12 protein-coding genes and 1 pseudogene are annotated in these 17,302 nt (G+C 45.9%); 9 read left to right on the forward strand and 4 right to left on the reverse strand.

Annotated elements, in window-relative coordinates; all coding sequences use genetic code 11:
- The first annotated feature begins 36 nt into the window (after positions 1–36).
- The 4 genes from IYN85_RS21275 (at position 37) to IYN85_RS21290 (ending at position 4,209) form a co-directional block, all read left to right on the forward strand.
- Positions 37–924, forward strand: a complete 888-nt coding sequence (locus IYN85_RS21275) for a recombination-associated protein RdgC (RefSeq protein WP_196160975.1) — start codon at positions 37–39, stop codon at positions 922–924.
- A 50-nt stretch (positions 925–974) separates the two neighbouring features.
- Positions 975–1,784: a hypothetical protein gene (locus tag IYN85_RS21280; RefSeq protein ID WP_196160976.1), complete on the forward strand. Its 810-nt coding sequence runs from the start codon at positions 975–977 to the stop codon at positions 1,782–1,784.
- A gap of 89 nt (positions 1,785–1,873) precedes the next feature.
- Positions 1,874–3,202, forward strand: coding sequence for a cytochrome P450 (locus tag IYN85_RS21285; RefSeq protein WP_196160977.1), 1,329 nt, complete (start codon positions 1,874–1,876; stop codon positions 3,200–3,202).
- A gap of 170 nt (positions 3,203–3,372) precedes the next feature.
- Positions 3,373–4,209: a hypothetical protein gene (locus IYN85_RS21290; RefSeq protein ID WP_196160978.1), complete on the forward strand. Its 837-nt coding sequence runs from the start codon at positions 3,373–3,375 to the stop codon at positions 4,207–4,209.
- 504 nt (positions 4,210–4,713) lie between these two features.
- On the opposite strand, the gene IYN85_RS21295 is transcribed toward IYN85_RS21290, so the two are convergent.
- Complete coding sequence (locus tag IYN85_RS21295; RefSeq protein ID WP_196160979.1) at positions 4,714–5,142, reverse strand: fibronectin type III domain-containing protein; 429 nt, start codon at positions 5,140–5,142, stop codon at positions 4,714–4,716.
- Between the two features lie 1,061 nt (positions 5,143–6,203).
- Here IYN85_RS21295 and IYN85_RS21300 point away from each other — a divergent pair.
- Complete coding sequence (locus IYN85_RS21300; protein ID WP_196160980.1) at positions 6,204–7,355, forward strand: hypothetical protein; 1,152 nt, start codon at positions 6,204–6,206, stop codon at positions 7,353–7,355.
- Positions 7,356–7,729: 374 nt separating this feature from the next.
- Here the strand turns inward: IYN85_RS21300 and IYN85_RS21305 are convergent, their stop codons facing one another.
- A complete protein-coding gene (locus IYN85_RS21305) occupies positions 7,730–8,335 on the reverse strand; it encodes a hypothetical protein (protein ID WP_196160981.1) in 606 nt (201 codons plus the stop codon).
- Positions 8,336–8,559: 224 nt separating this feature from the next.
- On the opposite strand from IYN85_RS21305, the pseudogene IYN85_RS21310 reads away from it, so the two are divergent.
- Positions 8,560–9,626: pseudogene (locus tag IYN85_RS21310) on the forward strand (IS3 family transposase); the annotation flags it as partial.
- A gap of 191 nt (positions 9,627–9,817) precedes the next feature.
- Here IYN85_RS21310 and IYN85_RS21315 read toward each other — a convergent pair.
- Complete coding sequence (locus IYN85_RS21315) at positions 9,818–11,074, reverse strand: hypothetical protein (protein ID WP_196160982.1); 1,257 nt, start codon at positions 11,072–11,074, stop codon at positions 9,818–9,820.
- Between the two features lie 135 nt (positions 11,075–11,209).
- Between IYN85_RS21315 and IYN85_RS21320 the strand changes: the two genes are divergently transcribed.
- Complete coding sequence (locus IYN85_RS21320) at positions 11,210–12,139, forward strand: hypothetical protein (protein ID WP_196160983.1); 930 nt, start codon at positions 11,210–11,212, stop codon at positions 12,137–12,139.
- A gap of 336 nt (positions 12,140–12,475) precedes the next feature.
- Here the strand turns inward: IYN85_RS21320 and IYN85_RS21325 are convergent, their stop codons facing one another.
- Positions 12,476–13,759 (reverse strand): tyrosine-type recombinase/integrase, encoded by a 1,284-nt coding sequence (locus IYN85_RS21325; protein ID WP_196160984.1) that lies wholly within the window; start codon positions 13,757–13,759, stop codon positions 12,476–12,478.
- 291 nt (positions 13,760–14,050) lie between these two features.
- Between IYN85_RS21325 and IYN85_RS21330 the strand changes: the two genes are divergently transcribed.
- Positions 14,051–16,078 carry a hypothetical protein gene (locus IYN85_RS21330; protein ID WP_196160985.1) on the forward strand — a complete coding sequence of 676 codons (2,028 nt, stop codon included), beginning with the start codon at positions 14,051–14,053 and terminating at the stop codon, positions 16,076–16,078.
- 36 nt (positions 16,079–16,114) lie between these two features.
- Entirely contained in the window at positions 16,115–17,218 is a 1,104-nt protein-coding gene (locus IYN85_RS21335) for a hypothetical protein (RefSeq protein WP_196160986.1), read from the forward strand.
- The last annotated feature ends 84 nt before the right edge of the window (positions 17,219–17,302 follow it).

A 17,302-nucleotide genomic window follows, 5' to 3' on the forward strand; every position in this document is an offset into this window, starting at 1 on the left:
ATTATAATCATCAAAAATCGATCGAGAGGCGAATCTATGTGGTTTAAAAATCTAATTATTTATTCATTCTCGGAACCCCTTAATATTAGTGTAGACGAATGGAATCAATTGCTTGCTGCAAAACCTGCTACTGATTGCACCGCGCTTCAGGAAGAAACTTTCGGTTGGATTCCTCCTTTCAAATCAGGGCAGCTGTTGTGTGAAAAAGTAAACCACTTCCTTTTCATTGCCGCTCAACATCAAACCAAAGACATCAAACCAGCGGCTATAAATGAACGCCTCTACAGAAAGCTGGATGCGATAAAGGAAAAGGAAGGGCGCTCCATTGGGCGTAAAGAAAGAGAGCGCATTAAAGAAGAAATAAGAGCAGATATGATGCCGCAAGCCTTCCCAGTAAGCCGAAAAATACTCGCTTTCATTGACACTCAGAATCAGCGATTGGTCATTAATACGGGATCAGCAACGGACGCAGACAGCTTTACCGCGCACCTCCGTGAAAGTCTTGGAACGTTGAAGGTAGTACCACTCTGGCAACAAATAACCGATGCCCTGCATGGATATTGGATTGACCCGAGCCAGAAGCCGACCAATACAGAATGGCTTGGTGAATTGTCCTTTCAAATGCCACAGGACTCTACTGTTAAGGCACGGTTCAACAACCTAGCCCTGGAAGGCATTACCATTCAAGGTTGCATTGACGATGGTATGCGCTTGGTTCAGGCAAGTATGGAATTTGATAGCTTGATCAACTTTTCACTGAACAGCAAATGGCAATTCAAACGAATCAAATACCGCGACAAACTGATTGAGCAAGCCCAGGATTCGGAAGACCCCCGAACAGACGCCTTATTGATGGCTGAAACAATTACAGATTTATTGGCTGCGTTTCAAGCAAGTAATGGACAGATGCTGGACGCGGCTTGATTGATCAGCGGTCCGGTGTTGCCATGTGAATTGTCAACCAAGGGGTGAGAATGAAGCAGTTACTTAAGAAAACGGAAGAAGAGCTGGCTTCTGCGGCTGATCGATATTTTCAGTCTAAGGCATGGAGCACTTACCCCGAAGTTGTAACTCCGATCTTTAACGGTCGCCCAGACCTGGTTTGCATCAAACAGCAATTGGTCATGGTGGCCGAAGTCAAAGTTTCGTTGACCTATCCAGTTATCGAGCAGCTGACTCGGTGGCGTCATGAAATGCAAAAGGCGACGACATCTGCGTTTCAAGATGAAACTAACAAAGCGATTCCTCACCTTCTATATGCCGTAGTAGGAAAAGCGGGTCGCCTGTCCGATCTCAAGCATGAAATTTTAAAACAGCACCGGATTGGTGTTTTGGAAATTACTGCTGAAGCCACCCCCGAATGGGCGATGGAATACCACCAGCGAGATAGCAGGATAGACACTTTTGGATATTCCTACTTTGAAGGTTGCAGATGGCGGTTTAATGAACTACTACCGGCAAGAATTCAGCATGGGAGTCGCCAAACGGCCCACCGTATTATTGAACATCTTAATCCTGACATGCGCTGCGGCTCGGCGGGGGCCTCGGGTAGGAAGGGTGGCCACATGACACCATTTCGACGGACGATGAACAAAGTTGTAGAAATCATCAACAGCAAGGGCGAACTACACATTTCTTACATCGTTGAAGAATTGAACGATCGTATGGGTGGCCATCATTACACTTCTGACAAAGTTGCCTCAGCTCAAATCGCTAAGTTCCTCGTCAAACTTGATCTGGCGAAACGCATTGATAGCAGTAGACCGATATTTGCGCCGAAATAGAAACTGTTGTCTTTCAAACTCAAGGTGTACTAGCGAAAACATCAAAATGGATAAACGAAATCGTATTATCACAGGAAAAAGGAAACATAATGAGCACGAACAATTCAATATTGGGACGTCCAGTTCCGGGTGACAACGGACTACCACTAATCGGACATACCCTAGAAGCAATTCGAGACATCAAAGCGCTCTATGAAAAAAAGACCGCCAAGCATGGACCAATCTTCAAAACGCGGTTTTTAGGCGAGAACTGGATTAGGTTTTCAGGCCCTGAAATGGCCCAATTTCTACTTCAGGATCCTAATGATGTATTCAGTAAACGTGATGGCTGGGCTTCATTTGTTGAGAAGTTTTTTCCACGGGGGTTGATGTTAAAAGATGGTGCCGATCACCGCCATGATCGCAAGATAATGCAAAGTGCCTTTAATTCCAGCGCGCTTAAACAATATGAGCAACTACTAAATGTTGAAATTGAAGCACTGCTCAATAAATACTTACAATCTACCGAAACAATTGATGCCCATGAGCTCTCAATGAATCTTGTCGTGGAACTGAGTTCCAGTGTCTTTCTTGGGGAAAGTGATCCGGCGACAACTGACAAGCTAAAGAAAGCCTTCAGGGATACTGTCGAGGCTACAATGGCAATTGTGCGAAAGCCAATACCAGGTACCAAGTACTACAAGGGGTTAAAGGGGCGCCAATACCTTGAGAGTTATTTCCAATCAAAAGTAGCCGAAAAACGACTTTCCAACGAATCAAACCTGTTCTCGAATCTCTGCAAAGCTGTAGATGAAAATGGCAACAAGTTTACCGATCAGCAAGTATGCGATCACATGATTTTTCTACTGATGGCTGCGAATGACACAACGTGTAGCGCACTTACTAGTGTAATTTATTGGCTTACAGAATATCCCGAGTGGCAATATAAGTTGAATCAGGAAATTCAGAACCTTCAAGAGATGGATGGCAAAGTCTTTGCAACCAATCAAAAGCTGCTGAGTTGCGTTTTTAAAGAAAGCATTAGGCTTTTTACTCCTGGTGCTATTATTCCTCGAAAGGCAAAACGCAACTTCCAGTACAAGGGTTACGATATTCCAGCAGGTTCTATTGTTTCGATCGCCCCAATCCACAACCACTATGACCCCGACTATTGGACTCGACCTAACGATTTCGATCCCGAAAGATTCCTCCCTGAGCGAGCTGAAGACAAGCAGCATAAGTTTCTATTCATACCGTTTAGTGGCGGGGCGGCCCAGTGCATAGGTATGCACTTTGCAGAGCTAGAAATCAAGGTTATCGTTTCTCACTTGCTGCGACGCTATGCCCTCTCCCGAGACACCTCGAAAACGATCGTGTGGACAAAAGCTCCAGTTTGGCATCCAAAGAGTAGGATTGAAATTCAGTTGGCACGATACTGATCTTTCGATTGATTTAGCCTACGCCTGCTATTTTTGACGATTCGAACGACATGGATGCCAGGCGCAGACTAACATTAAATTGATATGGACAGGTGTCGGATCAGAAGTCAAACCAATGAAAGTCTTGGTTTCTTTGTAACTGAACTCAACTAGAAGGTAGAAGCGTAATTATGATTGATCCTTCCATTTCTGTATCTGCGTTCTCTTCTCCCGAGCATCTGTGGTCCCTTTTGAATGAAGGTTACACGCTTACTTTTAAAGAGTATGAGCATTCAGGAATTCCGCCCGACTACATTCAACTTGGCAAACTGGATATCGTGACCCGTTGGAAAGACTACTCACGCTCATTGCGAGGTCTATTGGCAGCGTTGGTTGACAATGCGGAACGTCTCGTTCAGTGGCGCTATATGCGCTGGAGCGGCGCTGCCAGCCCTCAGGACCCAATTTTAGCGGATAGCTATTACACACTCGTGGATACCTATCGGCAGCAAATTATCAACACCATGAGCAGGTATTACGGAGTTAAACGCGTTATTGAGGCTGGTGCCTGGTATTCCTATTTTTTGTGCGATGAGGCCTCTTTACTCGCATGCTTTAAATACGATCAGTTATTCAAATGGCAATCCCACTTTCAGTGGAAAGCAAAATACTCAGGGACACCCGAAGCAGAGACTTGCCCCGTAGACTATTCACAAAACCCGGACATTCTTGAAAGCAAGGATGGGTATCGGATTAAAAGGGTTGCGTCTTCATTTTCCGGATCAGGACTGCGCTACACTATAGTTTGCCTCTGCGATATGGGAGTCATAACCTCTGACCAACTCATAGAATGGCTCAACTCTGGCTATCACGTTGAGTACAGCTCAGTAACGCTTTTCGGTCCAGATGATGACGGACTTGTTTTCGGAACCGATGCTTATGGACAAGACTTCTTCGCGGGGGAGATAACCAGACCAACCGACATTACGGCCAGTCTCCAGTACCATGGCGATCGCGATACTGGGTAGTTCACCTTAAGGCTAGGTTTTGGTCTCCGGAACTCCTCTAGCGTCCAGACTAACGGATGTTGAAATGAGGGGAGGGAAAGACCAGCCGCATAACACTCGAAAATATCGGTTTCTTATTCTTCGGTACGAAGTTCCCGCAGCTTTTCATTATGCGTTTTAGGTGCTCGAATGAGATAAGTGATACAACTTTCTGAACACCTCTCTTTTTCAATCATTGGTGGCATTTTCCTAACTGCCAAAATCAATATGCCTCCGCGATTACTGTTTCAGCCTTGACACGGCTGGCCTCATATTTATCTCATGTGTTTTTGTCTTAGACACGCCATGACAATTTTCGCCATCGTCTTCTACAGTTCCAATGCTATCAGAGTTCGGAATTTTGAATGTCGCAGAGTTGCCACACCGAGGCCAGCCACCACCTATTTTGCTGAACTCCAAGTTTTGGTAGTCTTCAGGACTCCGGAACCCCAGTTAGAAGAGGCCCGCGTCAGGTTGGAGAGGCGGTTAGTTTGGGTCGTCAGGTAGTATTGCTGTCACGAAGTCACTGTATACGCCGTTGGTATCACGTACAGCCACCTCAAAAGAGTATGTCGCCACATCTTTCATTCCTGTAATCGTCAACTGCTCTGTTGCGGGATCAGTAATCAACAACGTAATGTAGCCCCTGTCATTTGGGCCTTTGTATCTGACCTCGTAACCACTGATTTCTGAAAAGAGCATCGGATCTCCATTCATTCGTTCTATTGGGGCTGACCAATACAAAGTTACGGAAGTAGGCCCCTGGTCCTCGATATCTTCGTTCAAATCACCAGGCACGTCCTTCCCACCTGCAGGACCAGGATCTAACTCTGAATCAAAAGGAGATAACTGTATGTCACAAGAAAATAGGGCCAATGCGATCAGTATTAGTGCGAGGGAGTTTTTTTTCTTCATGACTTAGGCTTCCGCGTAGTGTTTTGAAGGTGAGTAACCAGCGTTTTCCTATTGATCCTGCCGGTAGATCCGGCCCTTGTTATCCATGCAAGGCAATATGCAAACCGCCCAAAGTATATCAAAATAAAGATTAGCTATCTTTATATTGATAATCAATCTATTTTTAGGCATACCAAAACAGTGATTTCTGGCGAAATTAGTCGGGCGAGGAAGGTGTTCTATTTAAGGTCGGTAATGAACCCGCCGGATTCAGACGATCCAGCATGAGAATTACCGTAGGAAACTAGTCTTTATACTTTGTGCATTTTCCCTGGAACCCCTTATTCGAATCTTTCATTTCATACATTTGAAAAGCTTCCTGACGGCTGTGAGCTGTTCGCTGACCCTAAAAGAGCGGCCTCAGTTTCACTGACGGTGGCTACCTCATTCGTCAAATGCTTGAAGAATTTACTCAAAAGGTTCAATCCGCTATTGATGAACACATAGCGAATGGCAGCGTAACAGACCTAGAAATTCGAGACGCGTTTTTAACAAGTTTCAGGTTCAGAAAGTGGTGAGTTGGCTTTTGGCTGGTCTCTCAGTCCCACCCAAGTCCAGATAGAAGGTCGTCTTTCGCAATTTGATGCTCGTAATGACTTTCTACTTGCCGACGTTGATTAAGCAGCTCTGGATTTCCTTGCCGCTCCTGCCGTGCTCTTTCTGGGTCCCTTGGCTTATCAGAGATACGAGAAATAAACAGGCTTGAGTGGGTACTTTTAGCTTTTTCTGATGGCATTTGTTACATCCTTATAACGGCTTACAGATCACAGGGCTACGGGTCATTGGGTATTGTTATGAATTATATGGGGTTCTGGTATTTTCGCTCCACCGATTGCACAAACCTCCTCAGGCCATCACTAAATTTTTAATGCACCAAAAATCAATCACTTATAACTGAAACGCAAGATTTAGCGGCTTTATCTCCAGAGCCCCTAAAATATCGAGTTGAGATATGGATAAAAAGCTCGTTTAATGCAATCTCCCGTTTAAAAAAAAGAAAAATTGACTAAAGGAGAGATGTCATGAATAAGTTGGCAATAGGTTTATTCGCGCTGGTCAGCGCACTGATGAGTGCTTCGGTTTTCGCAGCACAGACTATAACGATTGATCTAGGTAATCCAAATCGGGCCGTTAATGAATCCTTCGTGCTAAAAAAGGGGACTTACAATCTTAAGTTTATTAACCTGGTTGCCAGTGATAAGCAATTCTATAGATTAAATGTTGATTCCATTTTTAAAATGCCAACAGCGCTGAGCGTTCCCGATACTTCAGATATCATCAAGAAAATCTCCAATATGGGTCCGAAGTCTGATCCAAATATCGCTAATTTCAATAAGAATGATGCTGACAGTTGTACAGCCAAGATCATTCAGCCTTATCAGGACGTTGCAGCCTCTCTTATTCAGCTTTATAACGCAACAACTGAACCGCAGGTTAAAGTAGTGCGCGCTGTACTAAAATCTCACCAGGAAGCCCTTATTGCAGAATCGCCTACGGCATACGTCAATAAACATAGTTGTGAAGATGGCGGTGATGGCCAGCCGTTCCGTCTTAACGTAGAAGAGGTGAAGGAGATTCGTAGCGAACTTCTTGATCAGATAAAACAGGCATTTGATGACACAGAAATCACAGAGAAAATTACTGCAAGAACCAACACAGACTATCAGGTGGTCCTGACTAAAGAAAATGTGACTTTGTATTCAGCATCTTTCATTGGCAATCAATCCCGCTGGCGAACCCACTACGGCTTATCATTTATTCAGAACATGGGTACTCGATACTATTCTGAACAGACTTTCAAAGATAAGGAAGGCAACGATATTGCAACAGCACAATACAAAGTAGCTAAAGCTCAAAGCCAAGAAGAATGGCTTCATTCTGTTACAGCGATATGGACCTTGCCGTTCGAAAGTCTTGAGGTCTACGGAGTTGCGCCAGGATTTAGTGCTGGACTTGGACTAAATGAAGAATCAGTCACAGCACTATTTGGCCCAAGCCTTTTAATTGGCGAAAATGTGTTACTCAACATAGGCTTTTCTATTAGCCGTCAAGACGCCCTGTCGCCAGCATATGCAGTCGGAGACTATTTGGGTGAAAAGCCCTCTGATTCAACCGATCTGACAGTGCAACAATACAAAACTGCTATGAGCTTCACTATGGGGCTTCGTTTTTAAGATACACAGATCTGCAGCCCAGGCATACATCTGGGCTGTACACTTCTATTAATGACTGTCTCGATTTCATCCTTTTCCTATTGATTCCTCAACATTTAAACCGAAATATAGGCAACAATCAAAATCGGTGGATATAGCCTTCTTTCGATTAATATCTTACCAGTAGCGCCCGGGTGTCCATTCTAAATAATCAATGTTTTTGGATCGCGCCTCAGTGTATGAAGGATTCACAAATGAGCACCACCATGAAGTAAACTTAGGCAATATTAAGTTTTTGATTTAGCTACAAATTTGGTTAAATCCGCGAGGTTTTTCGACCAAAAAAACCGACTTTATGAAAGCCGGTGCAATAGTTGGAATTATTTGGAAAAGGGTTACAACCCTATCTCTTCGAAATAAGCATTCATTAGCATAAGAGTCTTGGAGTTTGACTTATCAATTGCAGATCCAAGCATTTGCTTTGTTTCGCCATATGCACCATCCGCCACTGAACTGGCCTTAATCATCTTACTTAGCGTTTCCCCATCTCTTTCAACTTCAATTAAAACTTGATTGATCGCAGTATATTGATAATCAACTGCGCCACCTGTAACGAAAGCTTTTAAGAGAACTTCTCCTGCAGTATCCGTCTGCGCACGCTCAACATAGAAATCTTTCAAGAACACTCGAATTTGAACTTCCCCACCACTCTCCTGTAGTTTCATAAACTTATTTTGAAAATGATCATTAATCATCCTTCCAAAAGTGGTGCCCTGAGTTGAGTTCAACATTAAACCAGATACGTCACGTCCATCTTTAGGGTCAACAATACGGATTTCACCATCTTGTACTTCTGAAACGTATTCATGAGAAACCGTAACATCGTTAACCATTTTGGTCTGCAGCATTACAAACTCATTTGGAGACGAGCTGACAGGTATGTTAGTGACGCAACCACTTACAAGAGCGAAGCCAAAAAATGCAATAAGTATTTGTTTCATGAACGGTCCAATAGAAAGAGTGATTTTAGGAATGAGTGAAACTACAGCAAGGATACCAAATTGGCAATAGTAATAAACTGCGACACCGTAGTTTTGCCTGACGAAATCCCTAACTGGAATAATTTGCACCTTATTTCGATTAAGGTGCTGGGGTAATCCCCCCCGGAAATTAACAGGGGTCAAAAGTAGAGTTTTCTCGTAACCTATACGCAGGAGATTCTGCTATGAAAAAATCACGTTTTACCGACAGCCAGATCGTGGCCATTCTGAAACAAGCTGAAGCGGGCACGCCAGTGCCAGAGCTTTGCCGGGAGCACGGCATGAGTAATGCCACATTCTATAAGTAGCGCGCCAAGTATGGCGGTATGGACGCATCGCTGATGGCGCGCCTCAAAGAACTTGAAGACGAAAACCGTCGCTTGAAAAAGATGTATGCCGAAGAACGCCTTATGTCTGAGATTCGCAAGGAAGCGCTTGAGGGAAAGTTATAAAGCCATCTCATCGCCGAGAGATAGCGCGGGCAGCAATCCAGCAACATGGTTTGACGATCCGAGAGGCGTGCAGGGCTCTGGGTATCAGTGAAACCTGTTTCCGTTATCAAGCCAAGTTATCGACTGAAAACGCAGAGATCGCTGACTGGCTCATTCGGCTGACCCATAACCAGAAGAATTGGGGCTTTGATTTGTGCTTTCTGTTCCTACGCAATGTGAAAGGCTATGGCTGGAACCACAAGCGCGTATACCGGATATACCGGGAGCTTGAGCTGAACCTGCGCATCAAACCGAAGAAGCGCATCGTTCGGCAGAAGCCAGAGGCCCTAGCGGTACCAGAGACCATCAATCAATGCTGGTCAATGGACTTCATGCACGATCAGCTGGAAGACGGACGAACTTATCGCTAGTTCAATGTGCTGGATGATTTTAATCGTGAGGGTCTGACTATTGAAGTCGATCTCTCCTTACCAGCAGAGCGCGTTACGCGAGCACTGGATCAGGTTATTGAATGGCGAGGTAAACCGCGGGTATTGCGCTGTGACAATGGTCCAGAGTACATCAGCGGCACCTTGGCGACCTGGGCAGAGAAGCATGGGGTTCAGCTCAGCTTTATCCAGCCGGGTAAATCACAGCAAAATGCCTATATCGAGCTTTACAATCGCACCGTGCGTTATGACTGGCTGGGGCAATATCTGTTCGAGAGCATTGCGCAGGTTCAAGACCATGCCACACGATGGCTATGGACGTACAACAATGAGCGACCTAATATGGCACTCGGCGGCATAACTCCAAAAATGAATTGGAGCGTGCTGCCTAACCTTCTACTTTTAACTCAGTTTAAAAATGGGGGGATTACCCAGAGATTTCCAGAAATGAGCTTAATTTTTCCAAATAACGGTTTGAGGTCCTCAAGTCTATTTCGCACCCTTGTAAAATACGTCTCGTTAGTTTTGTAATAAGGTTGGGTATCGGAAAAATCCCGGATTTGTTATTTGACAGAATCTAATAGGCATTTGAATAGAGTTTTTGGGGCATTCTTTACCAGTAGCCCGTTGTTAACCCATGTCTTTCTGTCCTTAGCCGTAGATGTTTGACGAATGTACCAGTCCCAGTCAAATCCGATTAACCGTGGATTCGTCGGGATTAATCGCGACATTTCTGCAGAAAACGTTTGCCAATCTTTCGGTTTTTTATGGTATAGCACCCACAAAGCAGTACCCAGGGTAACGGCGGGCTTTGTATTCCAGTACCGAAACAATGGTTTGAAGTCAGGTTTACAGTACCGGTTAATAAAGCTTGATTCGCCATTTTTGATTTCATGTCGAATGTACATGTGGATTGCAGGTGAAGGTTCTCCAGGCCGCATGGCCGTGAAATGCTCGTTTTGACCATTCAGGTGTTTGATCGCCGCGATTGTTTCTGGCCGACTTCCATAATCCCAGACCTTTGCTGTGTGTAGTGTGGTCGTCTGTTGGATTCGCGTGGTCGCTTTTGATGGTCCATTATTGATTGATTTCCAAATGATAGTAGCGTTTCTTTTCTTATCCTCCTTTCGGAGACTATCGATCGCTTCCTTTCGTGCAAGTGCTAATTGAGTTGCCGCAACGGGATGATGAATCCAACTGTATCTGTGTGCTTCATTTAGGGCGTTAAATACTTGTACCTCTTGGTCTTTACCCGAAATATTTAAATCCGATAAATAGATTTCTAATGCCCACAACCCTTGTTTTTTTAGTAGTTTACGTTTCTTCTCTGTTGTTTTATGAGACACAACGATTTCAATGCATAACGGAAGAATAGAACTAGGAACAAGTAGTTGCACGTCAGGTCTAATTTCGGTCGAAATATGCTTCTCTACTCTTGACGACATGATTTCGAGCTGCGCAGAGGGTAAATCGATAGTTATTTCTTTTGTTAGACTGTTTTTTTCCGGTAAGACAACCGTTTCAACGTGGTTGAACGCAGGTAGCTGTATTGCGGAAAGGTTGGCAACGATCTGTTTTGCCATGGCGTGTAGTGCTGTTTCTGGGCATGTAAGTTGGTTTTGCTGGTCGTTGCTGTGACCGTATCCGTTTGCATGACGAAAATAGTGTTCATAGATGTCTCCCTTTGCTGCAACGAGAGGGGCTTCGCATCCAGGACAGACACAATCGCAGGCTAATCCTTTGTTTACAAATTCAATTGGGACAATAGAGTAGCCTTCTGACGTGTATCGTTTTCCGAAAGGGATCTTATGGTGGCTCATAGGCTTTATCGGTCGTGAGATTTATCGATATAATTAGCTTGAATCAGTGAAAAAAGCTCCACGTGCTTCACACGTGAAGCGTGTGAAATCCATGAAGTGCCGAGGTTTAGGGTGGTTGAGCCAAACATTAGATTTATGAAGGCCTGTCTGCATCAGGTGACCGCTGGCGGTGTCTGCAAAAATCGACTGACCGATTCAACCATTCAGAACCTTCAGACATGTTTAGATTTGCTGAATAAGCATGGGTCGATAGATCGAGAATTGCTTCTGCAGTCACTTACCACCGAGAGTCATAGTCCAAGTGCTGCGTCAATTAATCAGCAAATCACTCGATTCAATGGCCTACTCAAGGCAAATTACTATGACTTCCTTGCGGTAATGGATACTGACATCCATCCAACCAATGGCGCAATACCTGAGATCACTTGCACCGGGGTAGGCAAATCATCTCGATATCAAGTTTTCTTGAGTGAGCAAAAAGGTCCTTCGTGTGAAGAAAACGAAGGTTCTACCGAAATCAACATTACCCAGCCTATTCCTGCCCCGTTACATCCGCTTGGCCAGGATCAATGGCCATGGTTTTATCGCCTGATTCAGATAAGGCTTTCAATTTTCAAGAAGCGCCAATATTTAGCCTTTGGTTTGATTGGATTTGTCTTTTTCATTTGGATTGGCTTGATAACCGGTCTTGTTTTGGGCTTATTCACTCCGGGGTTTGTTGTGATCTCGGCAGTTGCTGGGGTTATAGGAACACGTGGCGCTTATCGTGTATTAACATTGATAACCAAAAAATCACTTTTGATTGAACCTCTATTTCGACGTAATCCAGTGTTGCTTCGGTTAGATTGGTTGGCCGGGGAGCAGAAAGCTAGAGTGTTTAAAGCTTTTGAAGTGAAACTAACTTGCCCGATTTGCAGTGCTCATCTCTCAAAACCCTATACTGAAACCATGTTGGTACGACGTGCACGCGTAAATGGTGAACGCCGAATTGTTTTGAACTGCTGCAACAACGCAGATCATACATTTCGTCTGGACCCTATGAATGAATTTCTTATGTTTCTTTAACATTGCTTCGAGTCGTAGTAATTTCTTGTAATCGGAAACGTAAGATAATGGGGTTCCCCGGTTTTACCTCCATGGATTACACAAACCTCTTTAAGCCTCTAATAGAAAGGGCTCTAGACTGACATGATTATTTGCCTCTATTACTAAAATCATTTCCTGAAGAACTAAAAAGTCAATAGCTTATAACTGATATGTATGATTTGACGACTTTATCTCTCGAACCCCAATGATGTTGACCTTTTTGGACCGAAAATCCCCCTGAACCCCAAAAGGTTGGTGGCCCATGGACGGAATCAGCTCGGAAACCTTAAGTGCTAAGTAAGTCCTCAAGCCAAATTATCCATTGACCATAGAACTCGACTTGGCTACATAGCGTTCGGTCATGGTAATTGACGCATGTCCCGCATGGTCTTGTGCAACGCCCAGTCGCTGAAGCCGGCTTGAGTCATCACTGCCTCCGTTCACATAGTGCGTTATCCAGGAATGACGAAAGGTATGGGGATGCAAATGATCGAGGTGGTGCCAATCTTCAGAAGTCAGCAATTTGGCGTACCCGGGACCCTCTGACCCTGGATCCGTCAGCCAAGCAATCACTACTTTACCCAGGTTACGGACCATCAACCAAACCGAGCCTTCGGTAACCTGACCGGACTTAACGACATCCGCCCGACCAATACCTAACCAAAATTGTCGTGACTCGCCGGGCATTGGCGGCCAGTGCAACCCGATCGCAGTCCGGTACCGAACCAATCCCGCCATTTGCGATGTTGACCACGCTTGCTGGACCTGAACACCGGCTTTGGCCATAAATACAAGCTCCCATTCGCCGGGTCGCATCGGCGCAGGCCGCAGACAGGAATCTTTCAGAGCCGCTAAGGATTCGACGCGTACCGCGGTCGAGTAGAGCAGCTGGACCAGCCAGCGATTCGCCGCCCGCGAGCGTTCATGCCCCACAAAATCCACGCTCTCGATGTACGCCTGAATGGTATTCAGCGCCGGCACGGACAACGCGCGGCGATACGGTTGCGCATCCCAGTTAAAGGCATCGATCGCGGCCTTTTCGGCTTTGAGCCGGGTGAGACGCCGGAACGGATTACCGGTTAGAGTGCTTTCCGGTGCATCAGCAATAAATGATAGGCAGCCTGATATCAGATTGAGGGCGGTTTTTATGGCGTTAGGCGCGAGCGGGGCCTCAGAGCGGAACGGTCGCCAGGCGGGATTGAGTCTCCCATCAACAAACCTTAAGGTGCGAGGGTTCGTGTTAACGTCCACCGACCGGTCCTCCGGCTGGCCGTCGGCATCGACCGATATACCCCGCAACCACTGATGATACATCGCTGCGTGATCGCTGGTAATGTCGGCAAAACGTGCTATCTTTCTTTTGGCCATAAAATACGCCAGTCGAAGCATTTCAGACTGCACCGCTTTACGGGTCTTCGGCGTCCGGCAACCGTTACACAGGTACCTGTAGATCCAGGCCGCATCCGATAGGGCATAGTCGCCCACGGGCAAACGAAAGAGGGCGAAGCTCTCGACCGGCGCCAACCAGGGCACATCCCGTTCGGTAACCACCGGACCCGCCCCGGCAAAAGGGCCTGACACTGTTCGAATTTCACCCATGCCTGCTTTTCCCTCTCCCGCATTTCTCAAGACCCGAATACCAGCATATCAGAACTGTCACTGTTAGAACTAGCGATAATTATAGTTATCTCTAGTTCATTGATCATAAAATACTATTTAGGATAGTATACTATCTGTTATAGTCTTTTCAGATTTGAGAAAGCACCCCGCCAACGACTGGCTAATCCAGCAGAATCCACGTACGGCGCGGGCTGCGCCGCACGGCGACTTGTAAACCATAAGTTGTCACACCGCTAACGGGGGCAACCCCGCCAAACGAAAGGTCGATTCATGACAGCAACATCACATGCCACTCCCAATTCAGCCTCAAAAGCATTGGCATCCTGGCAAACCTTGATAGAGGCTTGCGGACAACGCCCAAACGAGATTAAGTTTGACCTTGAACCCGGTATGAGCCTGTGGGGAATGAACAGGGCCTTAAATGCCAGCCTGGAAATAGATCCATCAGGCATGCTGATGATGGCATTGATTGACCAATATCGCGGAAAGCTTTTGGATCGCACTCTAATTTCGGTAATGGAGGTAATCTCCGGATCAAAGAGAATTGAGCTTATTAGGCGTGAGTATGAGGCGCTGAATGACGTTTTAAAGGGCTCAGGCTTCATAGGGGTATGGGAATCGCGCAAAGCATTTATAGCCGACGCTTTGACATACTACAGCCCAGAAGTCGAAAGCCAACAAGCGATCAATCAGCTGGCTCAAATCAGTTTCGATGCCCTGAACCAGGTTAAGCAACTGGAAAGACTGGTTATTCAACCCGGCGCCGTCAGTGACCATCCGTTGAAGTACAACAATCTGATCTACCGGTTTCCGTCGACAAGCACCGTCATTGCTGCCGCTAAGGATATGCCGGAGGGTATCAGTCTTGGCGCCATCATTCCTAAAGAGTCAGCTTACAGTTACTTTGTATTGATCGTGAAGTCAGGGCAACACGTCAGTGTGTTTTCCGATGCCGCCAAAGAAGATCACCCTTTGCAACGCACCATGCGACGGAACGATCGTTCTCAAGTCGACCGCATATCAAAGTCTGGATTTCCTTATGAGCTGCTTGACATCACAGTAAGGGATGGCGAACGGTCAATGAAGATTCAGACAAATGACCGTGACTTGCCCTCGCCATTGACTGATGTACCGGTCATCGGCTTGGTTGGGCAGATACTCCCTGAAAGCCTTCTGTTTTTGCATTTGATGTTTGAGTCAATCGATTCCGAGCGACATATTTTGAATGACTACCCGTTGGCCACCAGTACTGATCTGGTACAGATTGGCACGGTGTCGAATTCTAACTGCCCAACGCCGGCACACCACCAGCCTCTGCAATTGTCGTCATACGCCTCAAAATCCGTAAGCAGAGTCGCGTTTAACCAGACCCAGCCAAAAATAAAGCGGGGCACGAATTACCGACAGTGGCTTGAAGATCTCCTATCAGACCGCGTTCATGCCTATACCGGCAACGAATATTTGCGCAGCAGTACCCACGACGTCCTAACGCTTGACACGCCTTACCCGTCAACAGATGAGTTCACACCTTTTGATCGGAAGAGAAGCACCCTTCGCTTTGCTACGCTTCCGAATGATCGACTCGCGACCCATAAGCAAGTAGCGGCTGATGCGGCTTGGCTGGCTCGATACAACTTTGCCCAAACATTAGAATACATCGCAAATTTGGACTATCTCGAAAACATTGACGAAATGCGAACATGGATCCGTGACCGAGCCGGCCAAATTCTAAAATCAGAGTCAAATCCTCAAATGCTCAAAGCCTTGGTCGACCCAGGCCAAGCATGGGCATGTTATAGCGCCGAGGACATCCAGTGGTTGGAGCAGTACGCAGGTGCGAATGCGGGTTTTGCAGAAATGTGGGGGTCAGCGGATGAGAAACTGACACCTTACTGGCACTTCAAAACCAAGCGCGACGGTCATTACCACATACCTGACTTTGAAAAATTAACCCGTCACAACAGTCAGAACGATGACGTTCCATGCTTCTTTACCGGGGAAGAAGCACGAGTCTTTGCGCGGATTTCAGTGAATAATCCAATTCTAATTGCTGCATTGACGGGTGTATCTATTGATGATCTCCCAGTGCGCTTAAGACATATTGCCATGGTTGGGTATACGGGAAATAATATTCTTGACCGCTTGGACCCTGTCGAGTCAATTAAGACTAAATATGACAGAACCAGCTTTAAAATTTGCGTCCCGATGTCCATGAAAGGACTGAATGAACAGAGAACCAAACTGGGCTTAGAAAAACTGACGATCAAGAAACTGAAGGAACTAATTAATGGTAACTAAGGGTACAATCTTATCCATTAACCTAAGGAACGTCTTATGAGTAATGATTTGCCTCGCGCGGCCAACCGCCTGCCCATCACCATCGATACAATGCAGGAGGCCATGTGGGAATTGACCAAGGCGGGGGAGAACCTCACCTACGACAACATTCTCTATTACCTGCGCAACACCACCCGGGCAAAAGTGCAGGAGTTGATGAAGCCAGCTAAGGAAGCGTTCGTCGAGAAACAGATGTTCTTGTTCGAAGCGGCCAGCGAGAGTGCACCAGAATTCCCCGCAGAAGGCTTAAGAGCGTTGAGCGACTACTTTATGTCGATTGCCAAGGCAACGCTTCACGATCAGAATAAAGCATTGGACCGAAGGGCTGCGTTACTTGAAGAGCGCGAGAAGGCCGTCAGCAAAGAGCGGGACGCATTTCTACAAGAGATATCAACGCTGACAGAGCGCCTGACAAACCGCGAGCAGAGAATCAAAGATCTGACCGATGAATTGGAAGAAAAGGGCAAAAAGGTCACTCTTTTAGAGACTCAATTGGAAGAGCAAACTCAGCGGGCGAATCAATCCGAAGCTAAACACGTGGTGACTCAAGCCGAATTGAGTTCACAAACGAATAAACTCCAAACAGAACAGAAAACACTGCGAGAGTTGAACGATCGTTACACTGACTGTGAGCTGGCACAAAAAGAGTTAGCTGATCAGGTTCAGCACTTAGAGACTGAAAAAAATAAGATGGCAGACCGGCTGAAAACCCAGGAACACAGTTACGCTGAACGGGAGGCCGGTCATCTGTCGACGATTGAGAAATTAATGAACGAAACGAAAGAAAGCGGAGGTCAATTAACCCGCAGGATGCAGCAACTTGAAGATGCTAAAGAAAAAATCAGCCACCTCGAAGCCGAGCTAAAAGATCAGAACGCGGAAGTAGCCAGAATGCAAGCCTCGTACAATGAGCTGGAGAAAGTGGCCGATACGGCTAAAATTCAGGCCACTGTAATAGAGGCTCAAATGAAAGAGCAGGGTAGTCAGGTTCAAAAACAGTTGGACCGCATACAGCGCCGAAATAGCGAATTAGAACGAACAAATGCCGTCTTGCAACAGCGCTTAGATCAACTGGCTGAACAAAACCGCTCAAAAAAATAAGACCATTGCAAGACAAGTTTCCAATTGACAACGTTTTATGGTAGTGAATAAAGAGTCGAATGAACTTACAAAATTACATATGGG

Source organism: Reinekea sp. G2M2-21 (assembly GCF_015687175.1).
Lineage (GTDB): Bacteria > Pseudomonadota > Gammaproteobacteria > Pseudomonadales > Natronospirillaceae > Reinekea.

Coding starts and splice junctions, on each gene's coding strand:
- IYN85_RS21275 (WP_196160975.1), top strand. CDS start 37: ATGTGGTTTAAAAATCTAATTATTTATTCATTCTCGGAACCCCTTAAT.
- IYN85_RS21280 (WP_196160976.1), top strand. CDS start 975: ATGAAGCAGTTACTTAAGAAAACGGAAGAAGAGCTGGCTTCTGCGGCT.
- IYN85_RS21285 (WP_196160977.1), top strand. CDS start 1,874: ATGAGCACGAACAATTCAATATTGGGACGTCCAGTTCCGGGTGACAAC.
- IYN85_RS21290 (WP_196160978.1), top strand. CDS start 3,373: ATGATTGATCCTTCCATTTCTGTATCTGCGTTCTCTTCTCCCGAGCAT.
- IYN85_RS21295 (WP_196160979.1), bottom strand. CDS start 5,142: ATGAAGAAAAAAAACTCCCTCGCACTAATACTGATCGCATTGGCCCTA.
- IYN85_RS21300 (WP_196160980.1), top strand. CDS start 6,204: ATGAATAAGTTGGCAATAGGTTTATTCGCGCTGGTCAGCGCACTGATG.
- IYN85_RS21305 (WP_196160981.1), bottom strand. CDS start 8,335: ATGAAACAAATACTTATTGCATTTTTTGGCTTCGCTCTTGTAAGTGGT.
- IYN85_RS21315 (WP_196160982.1), bottom strand. CDS start 11,074: ATGAGCCACCATAAGATCCCTTTCGGAAAACGATACACGTCAGAAGGC.
- IYN85_RS21320 (WP_196160983.1), top strand. CDS start 11,210: ATGAAGGCCTGTCTGCATCAGGTGACCGCTGGCGGTGTCTGCAAAAAT.
- IYN85_RS21325 (WP_196160984.1), bottom strand. CDS start 13,759: ATGGGTGAAATTCGAACAGTGTCAGGCCCTTTTGCCGGGGCGGGTCCG.
- IYN85_RS21330 (WP_196160985.1), top strand. CDS start 14,051: ATGACAGCAACATCACATGCCACTCCCAATTCAGCCTCAAAAGCATTG.
- IYN85_RS21335 (WP_196160986.1), top strand. CDS start 16,115: ATGAGTAATGATTTGCCTCGCGCGGCCAACCGCCTGCCCATCACCATC.